Below are 18,750 nucleotides of genomic sequence, written 5' to 3'. Positions count from 1 at the left end.
ATGTGATTATCGCCAAAGCGGCAAGGAGCCCTCGTGCCCATAGTTGAAATGGAACGTCGCCAGGTGGTGGTGATCGGTGCCGGCCCGTCCGGTGCCATCGCTGCAGCGCTGTTAAAGCGTAAAGGGCATGATGTATTGATTATCGAGCGCCAGCATTTCCCACGCTTTTCGATCGGTGAAAGCCTGCTGTCGCACTGCATCGACTTTATCGAAGAGGCCGGCATGCTCGACGCCGTGCAGGCCGCGGGTTTCCAGGTGAAAACCGGTGCCGCATTCGCCTGGGGCGAGCGCTACAGTGCGTTTGATTTCGGCGATACGTTCAGCCACGGCAAGCCGACCACCTTCCAGGTGCAGCGCGGCGAGTTCGACAAGTTGCTGGCCGATCAGGCGGCGCTGCAAGGCGTCGACATCCGTTACGGCGAAACCATCGTCGGCGTGGATTTCAGCGGTGAAACCCACTACCTGCATGTGCGCCGGGAGAACGGCAGCGAGTACCACATCAAAGCCAAGTTCGTGCTCGACGCCAGCGGCTACGGCCGCGTCCTGCCGCGCCTGCTGGACCTGGAAGCGCCGTCGGATTTCCCGTTGCGCCAGGCGGTGTTCAGCCATGTCGAGGACCGCATCGAACACCCAGGCTTCGACCGCACCAAGATCCTCGTGACGACCCACCCGACCCAGCGCGACATCTGGTTCTGGACCATCCCGTTCAGCAATGGCCGCTGCTCCGTGGGCGTAGTGGCGGCCAAGGAACATTTCGCCGGCCGCGACAACGACCTGGACGCGTGCCTGCGCGGGTTCATCGACGAAACCCCAAGCCTCAGCAGCGTGCTGCAGAACGCCGTGTGGGATACCCCCGCGCGTACCATCGGCGGCTACTCGGCCAACGTCAAAACCTTGCACGGCCCGGGCTTTGCGCTGCTGGGCAATGCCGCAGAATTCCTCGACCCGGTGTTCTCCTCCGGCGTGACCATCGCCATGCGTTCGGCGAGCATGGCCGCGGGCGTGCTGCATCGTCAGCTCAACGGCGAAACCGTGGACTGGCAGCGCGAGTTTGCCGAGCCGTTGAAGCGCGGCGTCGACACCTTCCGCTGCTACGTCGAAGGCTGGTACGCCGGGACGTTCCAGGATGTTATTTTTCACGCCGGCAGCTCGCCGGAGATTCGCCGGATGATCAGTTCGATCCTCGCCGGCTACGCCTGGGACGAGCGCAACCCGTTTGTCAGCGAGCCCAAGCGGCGGTTACGGATGTTGTCGGAAATTTGTGCAGGGGATGCCGTGTGAGCAGTCAGTACTTGAGTAAGAACTACGTCGAAGAAACCAAGTTCGGCTTCTGGTTCCTGCGCAGCCACACCTGGCAGCACCATGTGTTGCGCGTGGCGATCAACGACCTGCGCAGCCTGTTCAGCGAACCGCTGCCGGTGGCGCCGGTACTGCTGGACGCCGGCTGCGGCCAGGGCAAATCCTTCAAGCTGTTGCAGCAAGTGTTTGCGCCGTCCCGCCTGATCGGGCTGGACGCCGACCCGCACAGCCTTGAGCTGAGCAAGGCGGAAGCCGCGCACCAGGGGCTGGACGTCGAGCTGATCGGCAGCGACTGCGCCACCCTCGACATCGCCGACGCCAGCGTCGATATCCTGTTCTGCCACCAGACCTTCCATCATCTGGTTGAGCAGCACCGTGCATTGAAAGAGTTCTACCGGGTCCTCAAGCCCGGCGGCTACCTGCTGTTTGCCGAGTCCACCGAAGCCTATATCGACACCTGGGTGATTCGCTGGCTGTTCCGCCACCCCATGCAGGTGCAGAAAAGCGCCGAAGAGTACCTGCAGATGCTGCACGAGCAGGGCTTTGAATTCGGCGCGCAGAACGTCTCCTACCCATACCTGTGGTGGAGCCGGGCCAGCGATTTCGGCCTGCTGGAACGCTGGGGCCTGCGCAAGGCACCGCCGGTGGGCCAGCGCGAAGAAACCCTGGTCAACTGCGTGGCACGCAAACCCCTGGCGAGCGCGGCACCATGATCCGTGCGCTGCTGATCGGCTGCCTGTTGCTGCTGAGCGCCTGCGCCAGCCAACCGCCCTTGCCGGCAAAAAACCCGGCCCTGGCCCTGCCGATGCAACTGCACGTGCAGCGCCTGGCGGACGGCCAGAGCCAGGACTGGTTGCTGGTGATCCAGCACGAAGGCAACGCGATCCGCTGGTCGATGATGGACCCGCTGGGCATCCCCCAGGCCCGGCAGAAGCTGATCGACGGCCAGTGGCAGGCCGACGGGTTGCTGCCGCCCAATCCCCAGGCGCGCGAGCTGTTCGCCGCGTTGCTGTTTGCACTGACTTCGGCGGATGACCTCCGCGCGCTGTACCCGAACGCCCAAGCGATGGACCTGACACGCACCCTGCCGGGCCATTGGCAAATCGTCTATCAGTCATCCGAGGTGTTCAGCGTGAACATGCACGGGCAACCGCTGAGCTATCGCATCACCCCGCTGGGAATGGCGCGATGACCGCGTATCTGAATGCCCTCGGCGTGATCTGCGCTCTCGGGCGCGGCCAGGCCGACGTCAGCCGCAGCCTGTTTGCCGGCGACTGCTCCGGCATGCGCGCCGAAAGCGACTGGGTGCCGGAGCGCGTGTTGCCGGTTGCCGGCGTATCGGGCGCACTGGCGACCATCCCGCCCGAGCTGGGCCAGCAAAGCAGCCGCAATAACCAGTTGCTGCTCGAAGCCGCGTTGCAGATCGACGGCGAGATCCGCCAGGCGATCCAACGCTACGGCGCGGCGCGGGTCGGCATTGTGCTCGGCACCAGCACCTCGGGCATCGACGAAGCCAGTCGCGGCATTGCCCGTTACCTGAGCGATCACCGGTTCCCCGACGACTACGACTACCAGCAACAGGAACTCAGCGCCCCGGCGAACTTCCTCGCCGACTGGCTGCAACTGAGCGGCCCGGCCTATGTGATTTCCACCGCCTGCACCTCCAGCGCCCGCGCCTTGATGAGTGCCCGGCGCCTGCTGGAGCTGGGCCTGTGCGATGCAGTGATCTGCGGCGGCGTCGACAGCCTGTGCAAGCTGACGCTTAACGGCTTTACCGCGCTGGAGGCGGTCTCGAGCGAGCGTTGCAACCCGTTTTCGGTGAACCGCAACGGCATCAACATTGGCGAAGCGGCGGTGTTGTTTTTGATGACTCGCGAACCCGCCCCCATCGCGCTGCTGGGCAGTGGCGCGAGTTGCGATGCACACCATATTTCCGCGCCGGAACCCACTGGCAAAGGCGCGTTGCTGGCGATGCGCAAGGCCCTGGCCAGCGCACGCTTGAAGCCGGAGCAGATCGGCTACCTGAACCTGCACGGCACCGCCACCCAACACAACGACGCCATGGAAAGCCTGGCCGTCGCCAACCTGTTCCCCGACGGCGTGGCCTGTTCATCGACCAAACCGATGAGCGGCCACACCCTGGGCGCGGCCGGCGCGCTGGAAGCGGCGTTCTGCTGGCTGAGCCTGGCCCACGGCCGGCTGCCGCCCCACGTATGGGACGGCCAGGCCGACCCGGCGCTGCCTGCCTTGCAGTGGGCACGCCGAGGTGACACCTTGAAAAAACGCTGCCTGATGAGCAACTCGTTTGCCTTCGGCGGCAATAATGTCAGCCTGATTATCGCAGAGGCCCCATGATCGATTGGCCACTCGCCGCACTGCTGCCCCACGCGGGCGACATGATCCTGATCGACCAGGTGCTGTCGTTCGACGAAGAGCAGATTCACACTCGCCTCACCGTCAAACCCGGTGGCTTGTTCAACCGCCCCGACGGCAGCCTGCCGGCCTGGGTCGGCATCGAGCTGATGGCGCAAAGCGTCGCCGCCTATGCCGGTTGCCGCGCGCGCCAGAACGGCCAGGCGGTGGAGCTGGGCTTCCTGTTGGGCACGCGTAAGTTCGAGTGCAACGTGGAGCACTTCCCGGCCGGTGCCGAGTTGACCATCCACGGCCTGCGCTCCCTGGAAGACGACAACGGCATGGGTGTGTTCGAATGCCACCTGACCGGCGACGGTATCCACGCCAGCGCCCGCTTGAACGTATTTCGACCGCCCCAGGCGGCCACCTATTTAGATGAATCGAAGGACGAAACGCCATGACTGAATCCGTACTGGTCACCGGCTCCAGCCGTGGCATCGGCCGCGCCATTGCCCTGCGCCTGGCGCAGGCCGGGCACGACATCGTGTTGCATTGCCGCAGCGGTCGAGCAGAAGCCGACGCGGTGCAGGTCGAGATCGAAGCCCTGGGCCGCAAGGCGCGGGTGCTGCAATTCGACGTTTCCGAGCGGGCCGAGTGCAAGGCAATCCTCGAAGCCGACGTGGAACAACACGGCGCGTATTACGGCGTGGTGCTCAACGCCGGCCTGACCCGCGACGGCGCGTTCCCGGCCTTGTCGGAAGACGACTGGGACGTGGTGATGCGTACCAACCTCGACGGTTTCTACAACGTGCTGCACCCGGTGATGATGCCGATGATCCGCCGTCGCGCCGCCGGGCGTATCGTGTGCATCACCTCGGTGTCCGGGCTGATCGGCAATCGCGGCCAGGTCAACTACAGCGCCTCCAAGGCCGGCCTGATCGGCGCGGCCAAGGCCCTGGCCATCGAGCTGGGCAAGCGCAAGATCACCGTCAACTGCGTCGCACCGGGCCTGATCGACACCGCGATGCTCGATGAAAACGTGCCGGTCGAAGAGCTGATGAAAATGATCCCGGCGCAGCGCATGGGCACGCCGGAAGAAGTGGCCGGCGCGGTGAATTTCCTGATGTCGCCCGAAGCCGGCTATATCACCCGCCAGGTCTTGGCCGTGAACGGAGGTCTGTGTTGATGAAGCGCGTGGTCGTAACCGGCATGGCCGGCATCACCTCCCTGGGCAGCGACTGGAACACCATCGCCGCCAACTTTCGCGCCAACCGCAGCGGCATCCGGCGCATGGACGAGTGGGACCGTTTCAGCGAATTGAACACGCGCCTGGCCGGGCCGATCGACGACTTCGTCGTGCCCGCGCACTGGACCCGCAAGCAACTGCGCAGCATGGGCCGCGTATCGCGCCTGGCGGTGTGGGCGGCGGAGCAGGCGCTGAAAGACGCCGGCTTGCTCGGTGACGAGTCGATCAAGGACGGGCGCATGGGCGTGGCCTGCGGCTCGTCCACCGGCAGCACCGACGAGATCAAGGCGTTCGGCAACATGCTGCTCAACTCGGTGGCCGAGGGGCTGAACGCCAACTCCTATGTCCGCATGATGCCCCACACCACGGCGGCGAATATCAGCATCTTCTTTGGCCTCACCGGGCGCTTGATTCCCACGTCCAGCGCTTGCACCAGCGGCAGCCAGGGCATCGGCTATGCCTATGAGGCGATCAAGTTCGGACGCCTGCCGCTGATGCTCGCCGGCGGCGCCGAAGAGCTGTGCCCCACCGAAGCCATGGTGTTTGACGCGCTCTACGCCACCAGCCTGAAGAACGATGCGCCACAGACCAGCCCGCGCCCCTACGACAGCGGCCGCGACGGCCTGGTGATCGGCGAAGGCGGCGGCATGCTGGTGCTCGAAGAACTGGAACACGCCCTGGCCCGTGGCGCGCATATCCACGCCGAAATTGTCGGTTTCGGCAGCAACGCCGACGGCCAGCACACCACGCGCCCGGAACAGAAAACCATGCGCCGCGCCATGGAGCTGGCCCTGGAAGACGCCGGGCTCGAGCCCTCGGTCATCGGCTACGTGAACGGCCATGGCACCGCCACCGACCAGGGCGACATCGCCGAAACCCTGGCCACCAACAGCCTGTTCGGCAGCCGCATGCCCATCAGCTCGCAGAAGAGTTTCCTCGGCCACACCCTGGGCGCGTGCGGGGCGCTGGAGTCGTGGTTCAGCATCGAGATGATGAACCGCGACCAGTACGTACACACCTTCAACCTGGATTCCGTCGACCCGCAGTGCGGCGAGCTGGATTACCTGCAAGGTGAGTTTCGCGAGATGCACCACGACTACGTGATGAACAACAATTTTGCCTTCGGCGGCGTCAACACCTCGTTGATCTTCCGCCGCTGGTCCTGACTTTTTACATCGACTGGAGAAAACGGAATGTCTTCCTTGCTACGCGCCACCCTGATCACCCTGGCCCTGCTGACCGGCGCCGGTTGCACCAGCAAACCGGTGCTCAACACCCAGCACGACTTGCCGGCGGGTGCCCAGGTCAGCGAAGAACAAGTCAAACAGGTGATCGTCACCGCCCTGCAAAAACGCGAATGGACCGTGCAACGCCTGAGCCCGCAACTGGTGCAGGCTGAGATCACCGTGCGCAATCAGTTCTACGCCGCCATCGACATCCGCTACACCCGCAACAGCTACGCCATCACTTACCGCGACAGCCGCGACCTGGGCTACAAGGACGGCAAGATCCATCGCAACTACAACCGTTGGGTGAGCATGCTGGATCGGGACATCATGGCGGGGTTGCGTTCGGCGGGGATGCAGTAACCCCGGAAACGACAAAGGGCGCCGTTCGGCGCCCTCTTCACAAACCGGTGGGCTTGTCATCGCCGCGTCCTGCCTGGCTCTGCAAGCGCTGGCAAAACACAGCTGAACTCACCGCCCCCCAAGCGCGCTGCGAACCGCCGCCTTACGCGTCAACAACTCCACAAACGCCTGCGCCATCGGCGTTTGCGCGCCCTTGCGCTGCACCAGCCATACCGCCGTCACCGCCTCCTGGTCGAGCAGGGTGCGATAGACCACGCCATCGATGCGGATGCGCTGGTAGGACGCCGGCAGCACCGACACGCCCAACCCCGCCGCGACCAACCCGATGATCGTCATCGCCTCCCCGGCTTCCTGGGCAAAGCGCGGGCTGAAGCCGGCGTCGCGGGCCAGGTTGAGCAGTTGCGCGTAGAGGCCGCTGCCGTAGCTGCGCGGGAAAAACACGAACGGCTCCTCGGCCAACTGCACCAGGTGCAAGCCCCGCTCGCTGCCTTGCACCAAGGGATGATCGGCGTTGAGCACCGCCACCAGAGGTTCGCGCATCAACTCCACCACACTCAGCGAGTCTGGCAACGGCAGCGGCCGCATCAAGCCGACCTGGATCGACTCATCCACCAGCGACTCGGCTACCTCGGTGCTGCTCATTTCCTGCAAACTCAGGTGGACCGCCGGGAACGCCTGGCGAAACGCAAAGATCGCCTGGGGGATGCTCGAATTGAACGGCGCCGACGACGTGAAGCCGATCTTCAGTTCGCCCAGCTCACCCAACTGCGCCCGGCGTGCCACATCCGCGGCCTTATCGACTTGCGCCAGCACCAGTCGCGCCTCGTGCAGGAACAAGCGCCCGGCTTCGCTCAGTTCGACCCGACGGTTGGTCCGCTCGAACAAACGCGCGCCCACCTCGTGCTCCAGCGCCTGGATCTGCTGGCTCAGAGGCGGTTGCGAGATGCCCAGCACCTGCGCGGCCCGGCCAAAATGCAGCTCTTCGGCGACGGCGATGAAGTACCGCAGGTGACGTAATTCCATAGCAGCCTCATTAGGTCGTTAAAGCTATCAAACAGGTCGAACAATATATTGGAAAGAATCATTAGGCAGCTATATTCTTTTTTGCATTGCCGGTCCTGGCAGGCTTTTCCTCCCCGAGGTCCCCGTGAAATCTGCTGTCGCTCCATTCGCTCAAGAAGTCCCGCCGATTGCCCTGGATAAGAGGGTGGAGCAGCTCACTGACACGTACATCGAAAAAGGTACACCGATGTTCATGCGGACCGTGCTAGCGCTGTTCTGCGGCGGCTTCGCGACGTTTGCCCTGCTGTATTGCGTGCAGCCGATGATGCCGGCGTTGTCCCACGAGTTTTCCATCAACGCGGCGCAAAGCAGCCTGGTGCTGTCGGTGTCCACGGCGATGCTCGCCCTGGGCCTGCTGATCACCGGGCCGATTTCCGACACCCTGGGGCGCAAGCCGGTGATGGTCGCCGCGTTGTTCTGTGCCGCCCTGTCCACCATCGCCAGCGGCCTGATGCCGAGCTGGGAAGGGATTCTGCTGATGCGCGCGCTGCTGGGGCTGTCCCTGAGTGGCCTGGCCGCCGTGGCGATGACCTACCTGAGCGAAGAGATCCACCCGCAGCACATCGGCCTGGCCATGGGCCTGTACATCGGCGGTAACGCCATCGGCGGCATGAGCGGGCGCCTGATCATCGGCGTATTGATCGACTTCGTCAGCTGGCACACCGCCGTGCTGATCATCGGCGCCCTGGCCCTGATCGCCGCGACGGTGTTCTGGAAAATCCTCCCCGAATCGCGCAACTTCCGCGCCAGCAGCCTCAAGCCGCGCAGCCTGGTGGACGGCTTCGTCATGCACTTCAAGGACTCGGGCCTGCCGTGGTTGTTCCTCGAAGCCTTCCTGCTGATGGGCGCGTTTGTGACGATGTTCAACTACATCGGCTATCGCCTGCTGGCCGCCCCGTATGACCTGAGCCAGGCCGTGGTCGGCCTGCTGTCGCTGGTGTACCTCTCGGGCATCTACAGCTCGGCGAAAATCGGCGCGCTGGCCGACCGCCTCGGCCGCCGCCGTGTGCTGTGGGCCACCATCGTGTCGATGCTTGGCGGCATCGGCCTGACCCTGTTCACTCCGCTGTGGCTGGTGATACCCGGCATGCTGGTGTTCACCTTCGGTTTCTTCGGCGCGCACTCGGTGGCCAGCAGCTGGATCGGCCGTCGCGCGGTGAAAGCCAAGGGGCAAGCGTCGTCGCTGTACCTGTTCTGCTACTACGCGGGGTCAAGCGTCGCCGGCACCACGGGGGGGTTCTTCTGGCATTTGGCCGGGTGGAACGGGATTGGCGGGTTTATCGTCGCGCTGTTGCTCGGCGCGTTGCTGGTGGCGTTGAAGTTGGCGAAATTGCCGCCGCTGGCCTCGGCTTGAGGCGCAGCGCCCTAGAACGACATCCGCACCATCACCCGCTTGCCCCGGCGCTCGTGCATAACCACGGCACCGATGTGCATCACCAGCATCAGCAACAAGGCCACGCAGGACAGCACATGCACGCGGGAGTACCAGACGATGCTGGCCGGGTCACTGTGAAACGGTGCGAAGGAGACCAGGTTAAAGAGGTTGATCGGGCGATCCATCATCAGTACCCCTGTTGCCAGCACCATTGCCAACACCACATACATGGCCTTATGCACCCATAGCGCCAGGTATTCCCGCGGTGAACGCCTGACGGAAAAATCCAGGCCGTGGGTAAAGGAGCAATAAACCCGCACGACAAACACCGGGATGTACAGGGTGGTCAATGACACATTGAAAAAAAACACCCACGCTTTGACCGAGGCCGGCACGGCGAATATCGCCACGACAGAACCTGACAATAGCGCCCACACGATGATGACGGCCGAAACCCAATGCAGCAGTTTCTGGCACGTTGAATAGTCAGCGGTATTCATCCAGCGATCACCTGACAACGGACGCCAATCACTGGCGAGTGGAAAAGTTGGGCAGGATTTTTTCTTGGGCGGACAACGGCAGCCGTAGGAGAAGTCCTAAAGACCACAGACTACCAAGGCAGGACTTAACAAGAGCTGAAGCGCAACGAGCCCCCGCCTGCCGGGCAGACGGGGGCTCGATTCAGGCGGGGACGCTGGTTACTCGTGATACTGCGCCGACAACTCATGCACCGCGCGCAAGAACGCGCCGGCATGTTCCGGGTTCACTTCCGGCGTAATGCCGTGACCCAGGTTGAACACATGCCCGCTGCCCTTGCCGTAGCTGGCCAGGATTCGCCCGACTTCAGTGCAGATGGCTTCTGGCTTGGCGTACAGCACGGTCGGGTCCATGTTGCCTTGCAGCGCAACCTGGTTGCCGACGCGACGGCGGGCGTCGCCGATGTCGCAGGTCCAGTCCAGGCCCAGGGCATCCGCGCCGGCATCGGCGATGCTTTCCAGCCACAGGCCGCCGCCCTTGGTGAACAGGATCACCGGCACTTTACGGCCTTCGTGTTCGCGGATCAGGCCGCTGACGATCTTGCGCATGTAGGCCAGGGAGAACTCCTGGTACGCCGCCGCCGACAGGTTGCCGCCCCAGGTGTCGAAGATCTGCACCGCTTGCGCGCCGGCCATGATTTGGCCGTTGAGGTACGAGGTGACCGACTGCGCCAGCTTGTCCAGCAGCAGGTGCATGGCCTGCGGGTTGTCGTAGAGCATGGCCTTGGTCTTGCGGAAGTCTTTCGACGAGCCGCCTTCGACCATGTAGGTGGCCAGGGTCCAGGGGCTGCCGGAGAAGCCGATCAGCGGCACGCGGCCATTGAGCTCGCGGCGGATGGTGCTGACGGCGTCCATCACGTAACCGAGGTCTTTGTGCGGGTCCGGGATCGGCAGCGCTTCGATGTCGGCCAGGGTGCTGATGACTTTCTTGAAACGCGGGCCTTCGCCGGTCTCGAAGTACAGGCCTTGGCCCATGGCGTCAGGAATGGTGAGGATATCGGAAAAGAGGATGGCCGCATCCAGCTCCGGGTAGCGGTCCAACGGCTGCAGGGTGACTTCGCAGGCGAACTCCGGGTTCATGCACAGGCTCATGAAGTCGCCGGCCTGGGCGCGGCTGGCGCGGTATTCCGGCAGGTAGCGACCGGCTTGACGCATCATCCACACAGGGGTGACGTCTACGGGCTGCTTGAGCAGGGCACGAAGGAAACGGTCGTTCTTGAGGGCAGTCATGTCGGCATCCGCAAAAAAAGTACGGGCATTTTCTCAGAGCGCGACGCAAAAGGCACGGGATGAGCCGTGCCTTTTATCTATCGGGTTGATTTACGACAATCTCTTGGGCACATCAAAACCGAATGTGGGAGGGGGCTTGCCCCCGATTGCAGTGTGTCAGTCTCAGTATCTTTAACTGGACTACCGCTATCGGGGGCAAGCCCCCTCCCACATATTGATCCCATTTCAACTCGGGATCGGGGTCAGACCTGCAGGTAGTCCAGGATACCTTCGGCGGCGTTGCGGCCTTCGAAGATCGCCGTCACTACCAGGTCAGAGCCGCGCACCATGTCGCCACCGGCGAAGATCTTCGGGTTGCTGGTCTGGTGCTTGTACTGGCCTTGTTCCGGGGCGACGACGCGGCCCTGGCTGTCGGTCTGGATCTGGAACTGCTCGAACCACGGCGCCGGGCTTGGGCGGAAGCCGAAGGCGATGACCACGGCGTCGGCCGGGATGATCTCTTCGGAACCCGGGATCGGCTCGGGGCTGCGACGGCCACGGGCGTCCGGTTCGCCGAGACGGGTCTCGACCACCTTCACGCCTTCGACGCGGTCTTCACCGACAATCGCGATCGGCTGGCGGTTGTAGAGGAATTTCACGCCTTCTTCCTTGGCGTTCTTCACCTCTTTGCGCGAGCCCGGCATGTTCGCTTCGTCACGACGATACGCACAGGTCACCGACTTGGCGCCCTGGCGGATCGAGGTGCGGTTGCAGTCCATCGCGGTGTCGCCACCGCCCAGCACCACGACCTTCTTGCCTTTCATGTCGATGAAGTCTTCCGGCGACTTTTCAAAGCCCAGGTTGCGGTTGACGTTGGCGATCAGGAAGTCGAGCGCGTCGTACACGCCCGGCAGGTCCTCGCCGGCAAAGCCGCCCTTCATGTAGGTGTAGGTGCCCATGCCCATGAACACTGCATCGTATTCGGCGAGCAGTTGTTCCATGGTCACGTCTTTGCCGACTTCGGTGTTCAGGCGGAACTCGATGCCCATGCCGGTGAACACTTCACGACGATTGCTCAGCACGGTTTTTTCCAGCTTGAACTCGGGGATGCCGAAGGTCAGCAGGCCGCCGATTTCCGGGTTCTTGTCGAACACCACCGGGGTCACGCCGCCACGCACCAGCACGTCGGCACAGCCCAGGCCCGCCGGGCCCGCGCCGATGATCGCGACGCGCTTGCCGTTCGGCTTGACCTTGGACATGTCCGGGCGCCAGCCCATGGCGAAGGCGGTGTCGGTGATGTACTTCTCCACCGAACCGATGGTCACCGCGCCAAAACCGTCGTTGAGGGTGCAGGCACCCTCGCACAGACGGTCCTGCGGGCACACCCGGCCGCAGACTTCCGGCAGGGTGTTGGTCTGGTGCGACAGCTCGGCGGCGGCGAGGATGTTGCCCTCGGCCACCAGTTTCAGCCAGTTGGGAATGAAGTTGTGTACCGGACACTTCCATTCGCAATACGGGTTACCGCACCCCAGGCAGCGGTGGGCCTGGTCGGCCGACTGCTGGGGTTTGAAGGGTTCGTAGATTTCCACGAACTCTTTCTTGCGTTGACGCAACAGTTTCTTCTTCGGATCTTTGCGCCCGACATCGATGAACTGGAAGTCGTTATTCAGACGTTCAGCCATGTTAAAACCTCATCAAACTCTTCAGGCGCATATCACTGCGGGTTGGCACGGATGCTGGAAAGCAACGATTTCAGGTTGGCAGCCTTGGGCTTGACCAGCCAGAAACGACGCAGGAAATCATCAAGGTTCTCGGCGAGGTTACGACCCCATTCGCTGCCGGTTTCCTCGACGTACTCGTCCAGCACGTGCTGCAAGTGGTTACGGTGGGATTCCATCGCTTCGCCGCTGATCCGCTGGATCTCGACCAACTCGTGGTTGACCCGGTCGACGAAGGTGTTGTCCTGGTCGAGCACGTAGGCGAAACCGCCGGTCATGCCCGAACCGAAGTTGTAACCGGTCTTGCCCAGTACTGCGACAAAGCCCCCGGTCATGTACTCGCAGCAGTGATCGCCAGTGCCTTCCACCACGGTGTGGGCACCGGAGTTACGCACGGCGAAACGCTCACCGGCGGTCCCCGCGGCGAACAGCTTGCCGCCGGTGGCGCCGTACAAGCAGGTGTTGCCGATGATGGCACTGTCCTGGGTCTTGTAGACGCTGCCTTTAGGCGGAACGATCACCAGCTTGCCGCCGGTCATGCCCTTGCCCACGTAGTCGTTGGCGTCACCTTCCAGGTACATGTGCAGGCCACCGGCGTTCCACACGCCGAAGCTCTGGCCCGCGGTGCCCATGAAGCGGAAGGTGATCGGCGCCTTGGCCATGCCCTGGTTGCCGTGCTTGCGCGCGATTTCGCCGGAGATGCGTGCGCCGATGGAACGGTCGCAGTTGCAAATGTCCAGGCTGAATTCGCCGCCGCTGGCGTCGTTGATCGACGAAGCGGCCATCTCGACCATCTTCTCGGCCAGCAGGCCCTTGTCGAACGGTGGGTTGCGGTCCACCTGGCAGAATTGCGGCTTGTCGGCCGGGATGTGATCGCTGCCCAACAGCGGCGTCAGGTCCAAGTGTTGTTGCTTGGCGGTCTGGCCTTCGAGGATGTCCAGCAGATCGGTGCGGCCGATCAGCTCTTCGAGGGAGCGCACGCCCAGCTTGGCCAGCCACTCACGGGTTTCTTCGGCGACGTAGGTGAAGAAATTCACCACCATGTCGACGGTGCCGATGTAGTGATCCTTGCGCAGCTTCTCGTTCTGAGTGGCGACGCCAGTGGCGCAGTTGTTCAGGTGGCAGATGCGCAGGTATTTGCAGCCCAGGGCGATCATCGGCGCGGTGCCGAAGCCGAAGCTTTCGGCGCCGAGGATCGCGGCCTTGATCACGTCGAGGCCGGTTTTCAGGCCGCCGTCGGTTTGCACCCGGACTTTGCCGCGCAGGTCGTTGCCGCGCAGGGTCTGGTGCGTCTCGGCCAGGCCCAGCTCCCACGGAGCGCCGGCGTACTTGATCGAGGTCAGCGGCGAAGCGCCGGTGCCGCCGTCGTAGCCGGAGATGGTGATCAGGTCGGCATAGGCCTTGGCCACACCGGCGGCGATCGTGCCCACGCCGGCTTCCGCCACCAGTTTCACCGAGACCAGGGCCTGCGGGTTGACTTGTTTGAGGTCGAAAATCAGCTGCGACAAGTCTTCGATCGAGTAGATGTCGTGGTGCGGCGGTGGCGAGATCAGGGTCACGCCCGGCACCGCATAACGCAGCTTGGCGATCAGACCGTTGACCTTGCCGCCTGGCAGCTGGCCGCCTTCACCGGGCTTGGCGCCCTGGGCGACTTTGATCTGCAGCACTTCGGCGTTGACCAGGTATTCCGGGGTTACACCGAAACGGCCAGTCGCCACTTGCTTGATTTTCGAGCTCTTGATGGTGCCATAGCGCGCCGGGTCTTCGCCGCCTTCGCCGGAGTTGGAACGCGCACCCAGGCGGTTCATGGCTTCGGCCAGGGCTTCGTGCGCCTCGGGCGACAAGGCGCCCAGGGAAATACCGGCGGAGTCGAAGCGCTTGAGGACCGATTCGAGCGGTTCGATTTCGCTGAGGGCCAGCGGCGTATCCAGGGTTTTCACCTTGAACAGGTCGCGGATCATCGACACCGGGCGGTTATCCACCAGCGCGGTGTATTCCTTGAACTTGGCGTAGTCGCCCTGCTGCACGGCGGCTTGCAGGGTGCTGACCACGTCCGGGTTGTAGGCGTGATACTCGCCACCGTGTACGAACTTGAGCAGGCCGCCTTGCTGGATCGGCTTGCGCGCACTCCAGGCTTCGGCCGCCAGGGCTTTCTGCTCGGCTTCGATGTCGACGAAACGCGCACCCTTGATGCGGCTCGGTACGCCACGAAAGCTCAGCTCGCAGACTTCTTCCGACAGGCCAATGGCCTCGAACAACTGCGCACCACGGTAGGAAGTGACGGTGGAGATGCCCATCTTCGACAGGATCTTCAGCAGGCCCTTGGTGATGCCTTTGCGGTAGTTCTTGAACACCTCGTAGAGGTCGCCCAGCACTTCACCGGTACGGATCAGGTCACCGAGCACTTCGTAGGCGAGGAACGGGTACACCGCCGAGGCGCCGAAACCGATCAGCACCGCGAAGTGATGCGGGTCGCGGGCGGTGGCGGTTTCCACAAGGATGTTGGAGTCGCAGCGCAGGCCTTTTTCGGTCAGGCGGTGATGGACCGCGCCGGTGGCCAGGGAGGCGTGGATCGGCAGCTTGCCCGGTGCGATGTGACGGTCGGTCAGCACGATCTGGGTACGCCCGGCGCGCACGGCTTCTTCGGCCTGGTCCGCGACATTGCGCACCGCGGCTTCAAGGCCGAGGCTCTCGTCGTAGTTCAGGTCGATGATCTGGCGGTCGAAGCCCGGACGCTCCAGGGTCATCAGCGAACGCCACTTGGCCGGGGAAATGACCGGCGAGCTGAGGATCACACGGGAGGCGTGCTCAGGCGATTCCTGGAAGATGTTGCGCTCGGCGCCGAGACACACTTCCAGGGACATCACGATGGCTTCACGCAGCGGGTCGATCGGTGGGTTGGTCACCTGGGCGAACTGCTGGCGGAAATAGTCGTATGGCGTGCGAACGCGCTGGGACAGCACGGCCATCGGCGTGTCGTCGCCCATCGAGCCGACCGCCTCGTAGCCTTGCTCGCCGAGCGGACGCAGCACCTGGTCGCGCTCTTCGAACGTGACCTGGTACATCTTCATGTACTGCTTGAGCTGGTCGATGTCGTAGAACGCCGAACCGTGGTCGTTGTCTTCCATGGTCGCCTGGATGCGCAGGGCATTCTTGCGCAGCCATTGCTTGTATGGGTGACGGGACTTCAAGCGGTTGTCGATCGCATCGGTGTCGAGGATCTGCCCGGTTTCGGTGTCCACGGCGAGGATCTGGCCAGGACCGACGCGGCCTTTGGCGATCACATCTTCCGGCTGGTAGTTCCACACGCCGATTTCCGACGCGAGGGTGATGAAACCGTTGGTGGTGGTCACCCAACGCGCCGGGCGCAGACCGTTACGGTCGAGCAGGCACACCGCGTAGCGGCCGTCGGTCATGACCACGCCGGCCGGGCCGTCCCACGGTTCCATGTGCATCGAGTTGTACTCATAGAACGCCCGCAGATCGGGGTCCATGGTCTCGACGTTCTGCCACGCAGGCGGAATGATCATCCGCACGCCACGGAACAGGTCGATGCCGCCGGTGACCATCAGTTCGAGCATGTTGTCCATGCTGGAGGAGTCGGAGCCGACGCGGTTGACCAGCGGGCCGAGCTCTTCCAGGTCCATCAAATCGTTGGCGAACTTGGTGCGACGGGCCACGGCCCAGTTGCGGTTGCCGGTGATGGTGTTGATCTCGCCGTTGTGGGCGAGGAAGCGGAATGGCTGGGCCAGCGGCCATTTCGGCAGGGTGTTGGTGGAGAAGCGCTGGTGGAACACGCAGATCGCGGTTTGCAGGCGCTCATCGCTCAGGTCCGGATAGAAGGCGGTCAAGTCCGCCGGCATCATCAGGCCTTTATAAATGATGGTCTTGTGCGAAAAGCTGCAGATGTAGTGGTCGGTGTCGGCGGCATTCGACACGGACGAGCGACGACGCGAGGTGAACAGCTTGATCGCCATGTCCTGGTCGCTCAGGCCGTCGCCTGCGATGAACACTTGTTCGATCTGCGGCAGGCGCTCCAGGGCCAGGCGGCCGAGCACACTGGTGTCGATCGGCACTTTGCGCCAGCCGACGAGTTGCAGGCCAGCCGCGAGGATTTCGCGGTTCATGTTCTCGCGAGCGGCTTCGGCTTTGACCGGGTCCTGGTTGAAAAACACCATGCCCACGGCGTACTGCTTGGGCAGCTCGACCGCGAAATGCTGTTTGGCGATGGCGCGCAGGAACAGGTCGGGCTTTTGAATGAGCAAGCCACAACCGTCACCGGTCTTGCCGTCGGCGTTGATCCCACCGCGGTGGGTCATGCAGGTCAGGGCCTCGATGGCCGTTTGCAAAAGGGTATGACTGGGCTCGCCCTGCATATGGGCAATCAGGCCGAAACCGCAGTTATCCTTGAATTCATCGGGTTGGTACAGACCTGCTTTCATAGACACTTTCTCACCAGGCTGCCTCTTATATCGAGGCAAATTTCTTTTCAATTCAACCAGTTACCTTCCACGCCGAACGTTCGCCGGCTTTGCAGGGGCAAAAGGGAGGTCATTGTACACACCGACACAGACGCTCACAAATTTAGCGACGAGATGTCGCAAATCTATGTCGCATTTATGAAAGGTTTAAAGCGATATGCTGTGCTAGTCAAAACTTTTTTAATTTTGACCGCTACGACTCAAAAGCCACTGTGACGCAGACACCACAATGCGCGCGGCCTTGAGGGCTGCACGCACTTGCGGTTTTTTTTGAGGTGCCGGGAGGGCGGCCTGGGTAAGGCCGCCGAATCTTCAGCGAGTTGCTGCCAGTTCTTGTTGAACGCTGGCAACAGTGCGAGGCCAAGGTTTACCAGCCTGAACCTTCGCTGGCAAGGCTTTGATAGCGGTATCGGCGGCGGCACGGCTGGAGAAGCTGCCGTAAGTGATCACGTAAAGCGGCTTGCCGTTGAGCACCTTCTTGAAATAACGGTACTCGCCGCCCTGCTCTTTGACGAAGGCTTGAGCATTGGCTTCGGAGCTGGTGCCGAGGATCTGCACCACGAAGTTACCGCTGGGCTGGCTGGTGTACCAGCTGCTGCCGGTGGCGCCGGCCTTGGCGACAGTCACCGGTTTTTCCGCCGGTTTGGCGGCCGGGGCCGGAGCTGGCTTGGCGACAGGCGCTGGCGCGACCGGCTTGGCGACGGGCGCCGGTTTGGCGGTCGCGACCGTAGGCGCAGGTACAGGCACAGGCGTTGGTTTTGCCGCCGGTTGACCGGCAGGCACGCCCACTGGCGGCGCGGTGGTGGTCACGGTCGGCGGTGTGCTGCTGGAGCCTTCCACTGGCACGCCGTCGTCGCCTTCGGAGATACCGCCGGCCGCTTCGGCGAGCGGGCCGCGCATGACGGGCTGGCCGACCATCGGCAGGTTGGTCGGTTGGCCGGAGTTGGCGAACTCGACATTCGGCGTGGGTTTACCCAGTGGTAACTGCGCCTGTTCGGTTGGCGCGCCGGCAGGCGTCGGTGCCTTGCTGCGACCTGGGATCAACCAGGCGGCGGCGACAGCGACCACGACAACGGCGGAAATAGCCAATACGTGCTTTTTAGGCATAGTGAACCCCATCTTTGGACGCTTGACCGCAGAGCGGCTGGCAATCATGGCTTCAATCATCGCATCGCGGGCAACCTGGTTGATGGTGCCAGGCCAGCCGTCGGAGCTTTCGTGAATATCAGAGATCTGCTGAGCGGAGAAAAGTTCGATGCCCTGCCCGGCGCCTTCGAGGCGTTGTGCCAGATATTCGCGGGTTTCTTCCTCTTCATACGGCTGCAATTCGATGACGTGGAACAGCTCCTGCTCGCCGCTGATCTGCTCCAGAGCGGCGATCAGGGACGATTCACCGAACAGGAACACATGCGGACGACCTTCCGGCGTACCCGCCGCCAGCGCCAGCAGCGCTTCGAGGGCCGACTCGTCAAGCTGCTCGGCGTCGTCCACCAGCAGGTAGACTTCCTGGCCGGTCAGGCCCAGTTGCACCACTTGCTTGAGAATCGCATTCGGCTCGGCGCTGGCAACGTCCAGGGCCTGGGCCACCTGACGCAGCACGCCCGCCGCATCGCCGGCGCCACGCGCCGACACCACTACGCTTTGCACCGATTGCTTGTTGGTGCTGGCGACCAGCGCCTGGCGCAGCAAGGTCTTGCCGCTGCCCAGCGGGCCGGTGACGACCAGCAACAACTGGCTGTAGCGCGCCAGGTGATGCAACTGCCCGAGCACCGGCTTGCGCTGCGCAGGGAAGAATTTGAAACCAGGCACCCGTGGAGCGAAGGGGTCGTGGCTTAACTGGTAATGGCCGAGGAACGCCTCGTCGGCATGCAAACTAGTCATCG

The 18,750-nt window shown here is 63.2% G+C and carries 15 protein-coding genes; 9 read left to right on the top strand and 6 right to left on the bottom strand.

Going from position 1 to position 18,750, the window contains the following annotated elements; translation table 11 throughout:
* The first annotated feature begins 33 nt into the window (after positions 1–33).
* From JN756_RS02140 to JN756_RS02105, 8 genes are read left to right on the top strand one after another with little or no spacing between them, the layout of a single operon-like run.
* On the top strand, positions 34–1,281 hold the full coding sequence (locus JN756_RS02140) for an NAD(P)/FAD-dependent oxidoreductase (RefSeq protein ID WP_026140390.1): 1,248 nt from the start codon (positions 34–36) through the stop codon (positions 1,279–1,281).
* Positions 1,278–2,012 carry a class I SAM-dependent methyltransferase gene (locus tag JN756_RS02135; protein WP_201021746.1) on the top strand — a complete coding sequence of 245 codons (735 nt, stop codon included), beginning with the start codon at positions 1,278–1,280 and terminating at the stop codon, positions 2,010–2,012. The genes JN756_RS02140 and JN756_RS02135 overlap by 4 nt, the downstream gene beginning before the upstream one ends.
* Positions 2,009–2,491, top strand: coding sequence for a hypothetical protein (locus tag JN756_RS02130; protein ID WP_201021745.1), 483 nt, complete (start codon positions 2,009–2,011; stop codon positions 2,489–2,491). Before JN756_RS02135 ends, JN756_RS02130 begins: the two co-directional genes overlap by 4 nt.
* A complete protein-coding gene (locus JN756_RS02125) occupies positions 2,488–3,654 on the top strand; it encodes a beta-ketoacyl-[acyl-carrier-protein] synthase family protein (RefSeq protein WP_079442688.1) in 1,167 nt (388 codons plus the stop codon). Before JN756_RS02130 ends, JN756_RS02125 begins: the two co-directional genes overlap by 4 nt.
* Positions 3,651–4,112, top strand: coding sequence for a hotdog family protein (locus JN756_RS02120; protein ID WP_017849846.1), 462 nt, complete (start codon positions 3,651–3,653; stop codon positions 4,110–4,112). The genes JN756_RS02125 and JN756_RS02120 overlap by 4 nt, the downstream gene beginning before the upstream one ends.
* Positions 4,109–4,837 carry a 3-oxoacyl-ACP reductase FabG gene (gene fabG, locus JN756_RS02115; RefSeq protein ID WP_201021744.1) on the top strand — a complete coding sequence of 243 codons (729 nt, stop codon included), beginning with the start codon at positions 4,109–4,111 and terminating at the stop codon, positions 4,835–4,837. The genes JN756_RS02120 and fabG overlap by 4 nt, the downstream gene beginning before the upstream one ends.
* The gene (locus JN756_RS02110; protein WP_046384962.1) at positions 4,837–6,063 is read left to right on the top strand and encodes a beta-ketoacyl-ACP synthase; all 1,227 of its coding nucleotides are present in this window, start codon (positions 4,837–4,839) and stop codon (positions 6,061–6,063) included. The genes fabG and JN756_RS02110 overlap by 1 nt, the downstream gene beginning before the upstream one ends.
* Positions 6,064–6,090: 27 nt before the next feature.
* Positions 6,091–6,486: a hypothetical protein gene (locus tag JN756_RS02105; RefSeq protein WP_017849849.1), complete on the top strand. Its 396-nt coding sequence runs from the start codon at positions 6,091–6,093 to the stop codon at positions 6,484–6,486.
* A 108-nt stretch (positions 6,487–6,594) separates the two neighbouring features.
* On the opposite strand, the gene JN756_RS02100 is transcribed toward JN756_RS02105, so the two are convergent.
* Positions 6,595–7,509, bottom strand: a complete 915-nt coding sequence (locus tag JN756_RS02100; protein WP_057003638.1) for a LysR family transcriptional regulator — start codon at positions 7,507–7,509, stop codon at positions 6,595–6,597.
* 124 nt (positions 7,510–7,633) lie between these two features.
* Here JN756_RS02100 and JN756_RS02095 point away from each other — a divergent pair, with 124 nt between their 5' ends.
* A complete protein-coding gene (locus tag JN756_RS02095) occupies positions 7,634–8,902 on the top strand; it encodes an MFS transporter (RefSeq protein WP_201021743.1) in 1,269 nt (422 codons plus the stop codon).
* Between the two features lie 11 nt (positions 8,903–8,913).
* On the opposite strand, the gene JN756_RS02090 is transcribed toward JN756_RS02095, so the two are convergent.
* The 5 genes from JN756_RS02090 to JN756_RS02070 all read right to left on the bottom strand — a co-directional run bounded on the left by JN756_RS02090 (position 8,914) and on the right by JN756_RS02070 (position 18,748).
* Positions 8,914–9,423, bottom strand: a complete 510-nt coding sequence (locus tag JN756_RS02090) for a cytochrome b/b6 domain-containing protein (protein ID WP_017849852.1) — start codon at positions 9,421–9,423, stop codon at positions 8,914–8,916.
* Positions 9,424–9,621: 198 nt separating this feature from the next.
* Entirely contained in the window at positions 9,622–10,689 is a 1,068-nt protein-coding gene (hemE, locus tag JN756_RS02085) for a uroporphyrinogen decarboxylase (protein WP_017849853.1), read from the bottom strand.
* A gap of 242 nt (positions 10,690–10,931) precedes the next feature.
* Positions 10,932–12,350, bottom strand: a complete 1,419-nt coding sequence (locus tag JN756_RS02080; RefSeq protein WP_017849854.1) for a glutamate synthase small subunit GltD family protein — start codon at positions 12,348–12,350, stop codon at positions 10,932–10,934.
* Positions 12,351–12,382: 32 nt separating this feature from the next.
* Positions 12,383–16,828 carry a glutamate synthase large subunit gene (gene gltB, locus JN756_RS02075; RefSeq protein WP_057003636.1) on the bottom strand — a complete coding sequence of 1,482 codons (4,446 nt, stop codon included), beginning with the start codon at positions 16,826–16,828 and terminating at the stop codon, positions 12,383–12,385.
* Between the two features lie 351 nt (positions 16,829–17,179).
* Positions 17,180–18,748 carry an SPOR domain-containing protein gene (locus JN756_RS02070; RefSeq protein WP_057003635.1) on the bottom strand — a complete coding sequence of 523 codons (1,569 nt, stop codon included), beginning with the start codon at positions 18,746–18,748 and terminating at the stop codon, positions 17,180–17,182.
* Positions 18,749–18,750 lie beyond the last annotated feature (2 nt).

Source organism: Pseudomonas sp. Y39-6 (genome assembly GCF_023651955.1).
Taxonomy (GTDB): Bacteria; Pseudomonadota; Gammaproteobacteria; order Pseudomonadales; family Pseudomonadaceae; genus Aquipseudomonas; species Aquipseudomonas veronii.
This window is presented reverse-complemented; position numbering and strand designations above follow the sequence as displayed.

Coding starts and splice junctions, on each gene's coding strand:
- JN756_RS02130 (WP_201021745.1), top strand. CDS start 2,009: ATGATCCGTGCGCTGCTGATCGGCTGCCTGTTGCTGCTGAGCGCCTGC.
- JN756_RS02125 (WP_079442688.1), top strand. CDS start 2,488: ATGACCGCGTATCTGAATGCCCTCGGCGTGATCTGCGCTCTCGGGCGC.
- JN756_RS02120 (WP_017849846.1), top strand. CDS start 3,651: ATGATCGATTGGCCACTCGCCGCACTGCTGCCCCACGCGGGCGACATG.
- fabG (WP_201021744.1), top strand. CDS start 4,109: ATGACTGAATCCGTACTGGTCACCGGCTCCAGCCGTGGCATCGGCCGC.
- JN756_RS02110 (WP_046384962.1), top strand. CDS start 4,837: ATGAAGCGCGTGGTCGTAACCGGCATGGCCGGCATCACCTCCCTGGGC.
- JN756_RS02105 (WP_017849849.1), top strand. CDS start 6,091: ATGTCTTCCTTGCTACGCGCCACCCTGATCACCCTGGCCCTGCTGACC.
- JN756_RS02100 (WP_057003638.1), bottom strand. CDS start 7,509: ATGGAATTACGTCACCTGCGGTACTTCATCGCCGTCGCCGAAGAGCTG.
- JN756_RS02090 (WP_017849852.1), bottom strand. CDS start 9,423: ATGAATACCGCTGACTATTCAACGTGCCAGAAACTGCTGCATTGGGTT.
- hemE (WP_017849853.1), bottom strand. CDS start 10,689: ATGACTGCCCTCAAGAACGACCGTTTCCTTCGTGCCCTGCTCAAGCAG.
- JN756_RS02080 (WP_017849854.1), bottom strand. CDS start 12,350: ATGGCTGAACGTCTGAATAACGACTTCCAGTTCATCGATGTCGGGCGC.
- gltB (WP_057003636.1), bottom strand. CDS start 16,828: ATGAAAGCAGGTCTGTACCAACCCGATGAATTCAAGGATAACTGCGGT.
- JN756_RS02070 (WP_057003635.1), bottom strand. CDS start 18,748: ATGACTAGTTTGCATGCCGACGAGGCGTTCCTCGGCCATTACCAGTTA.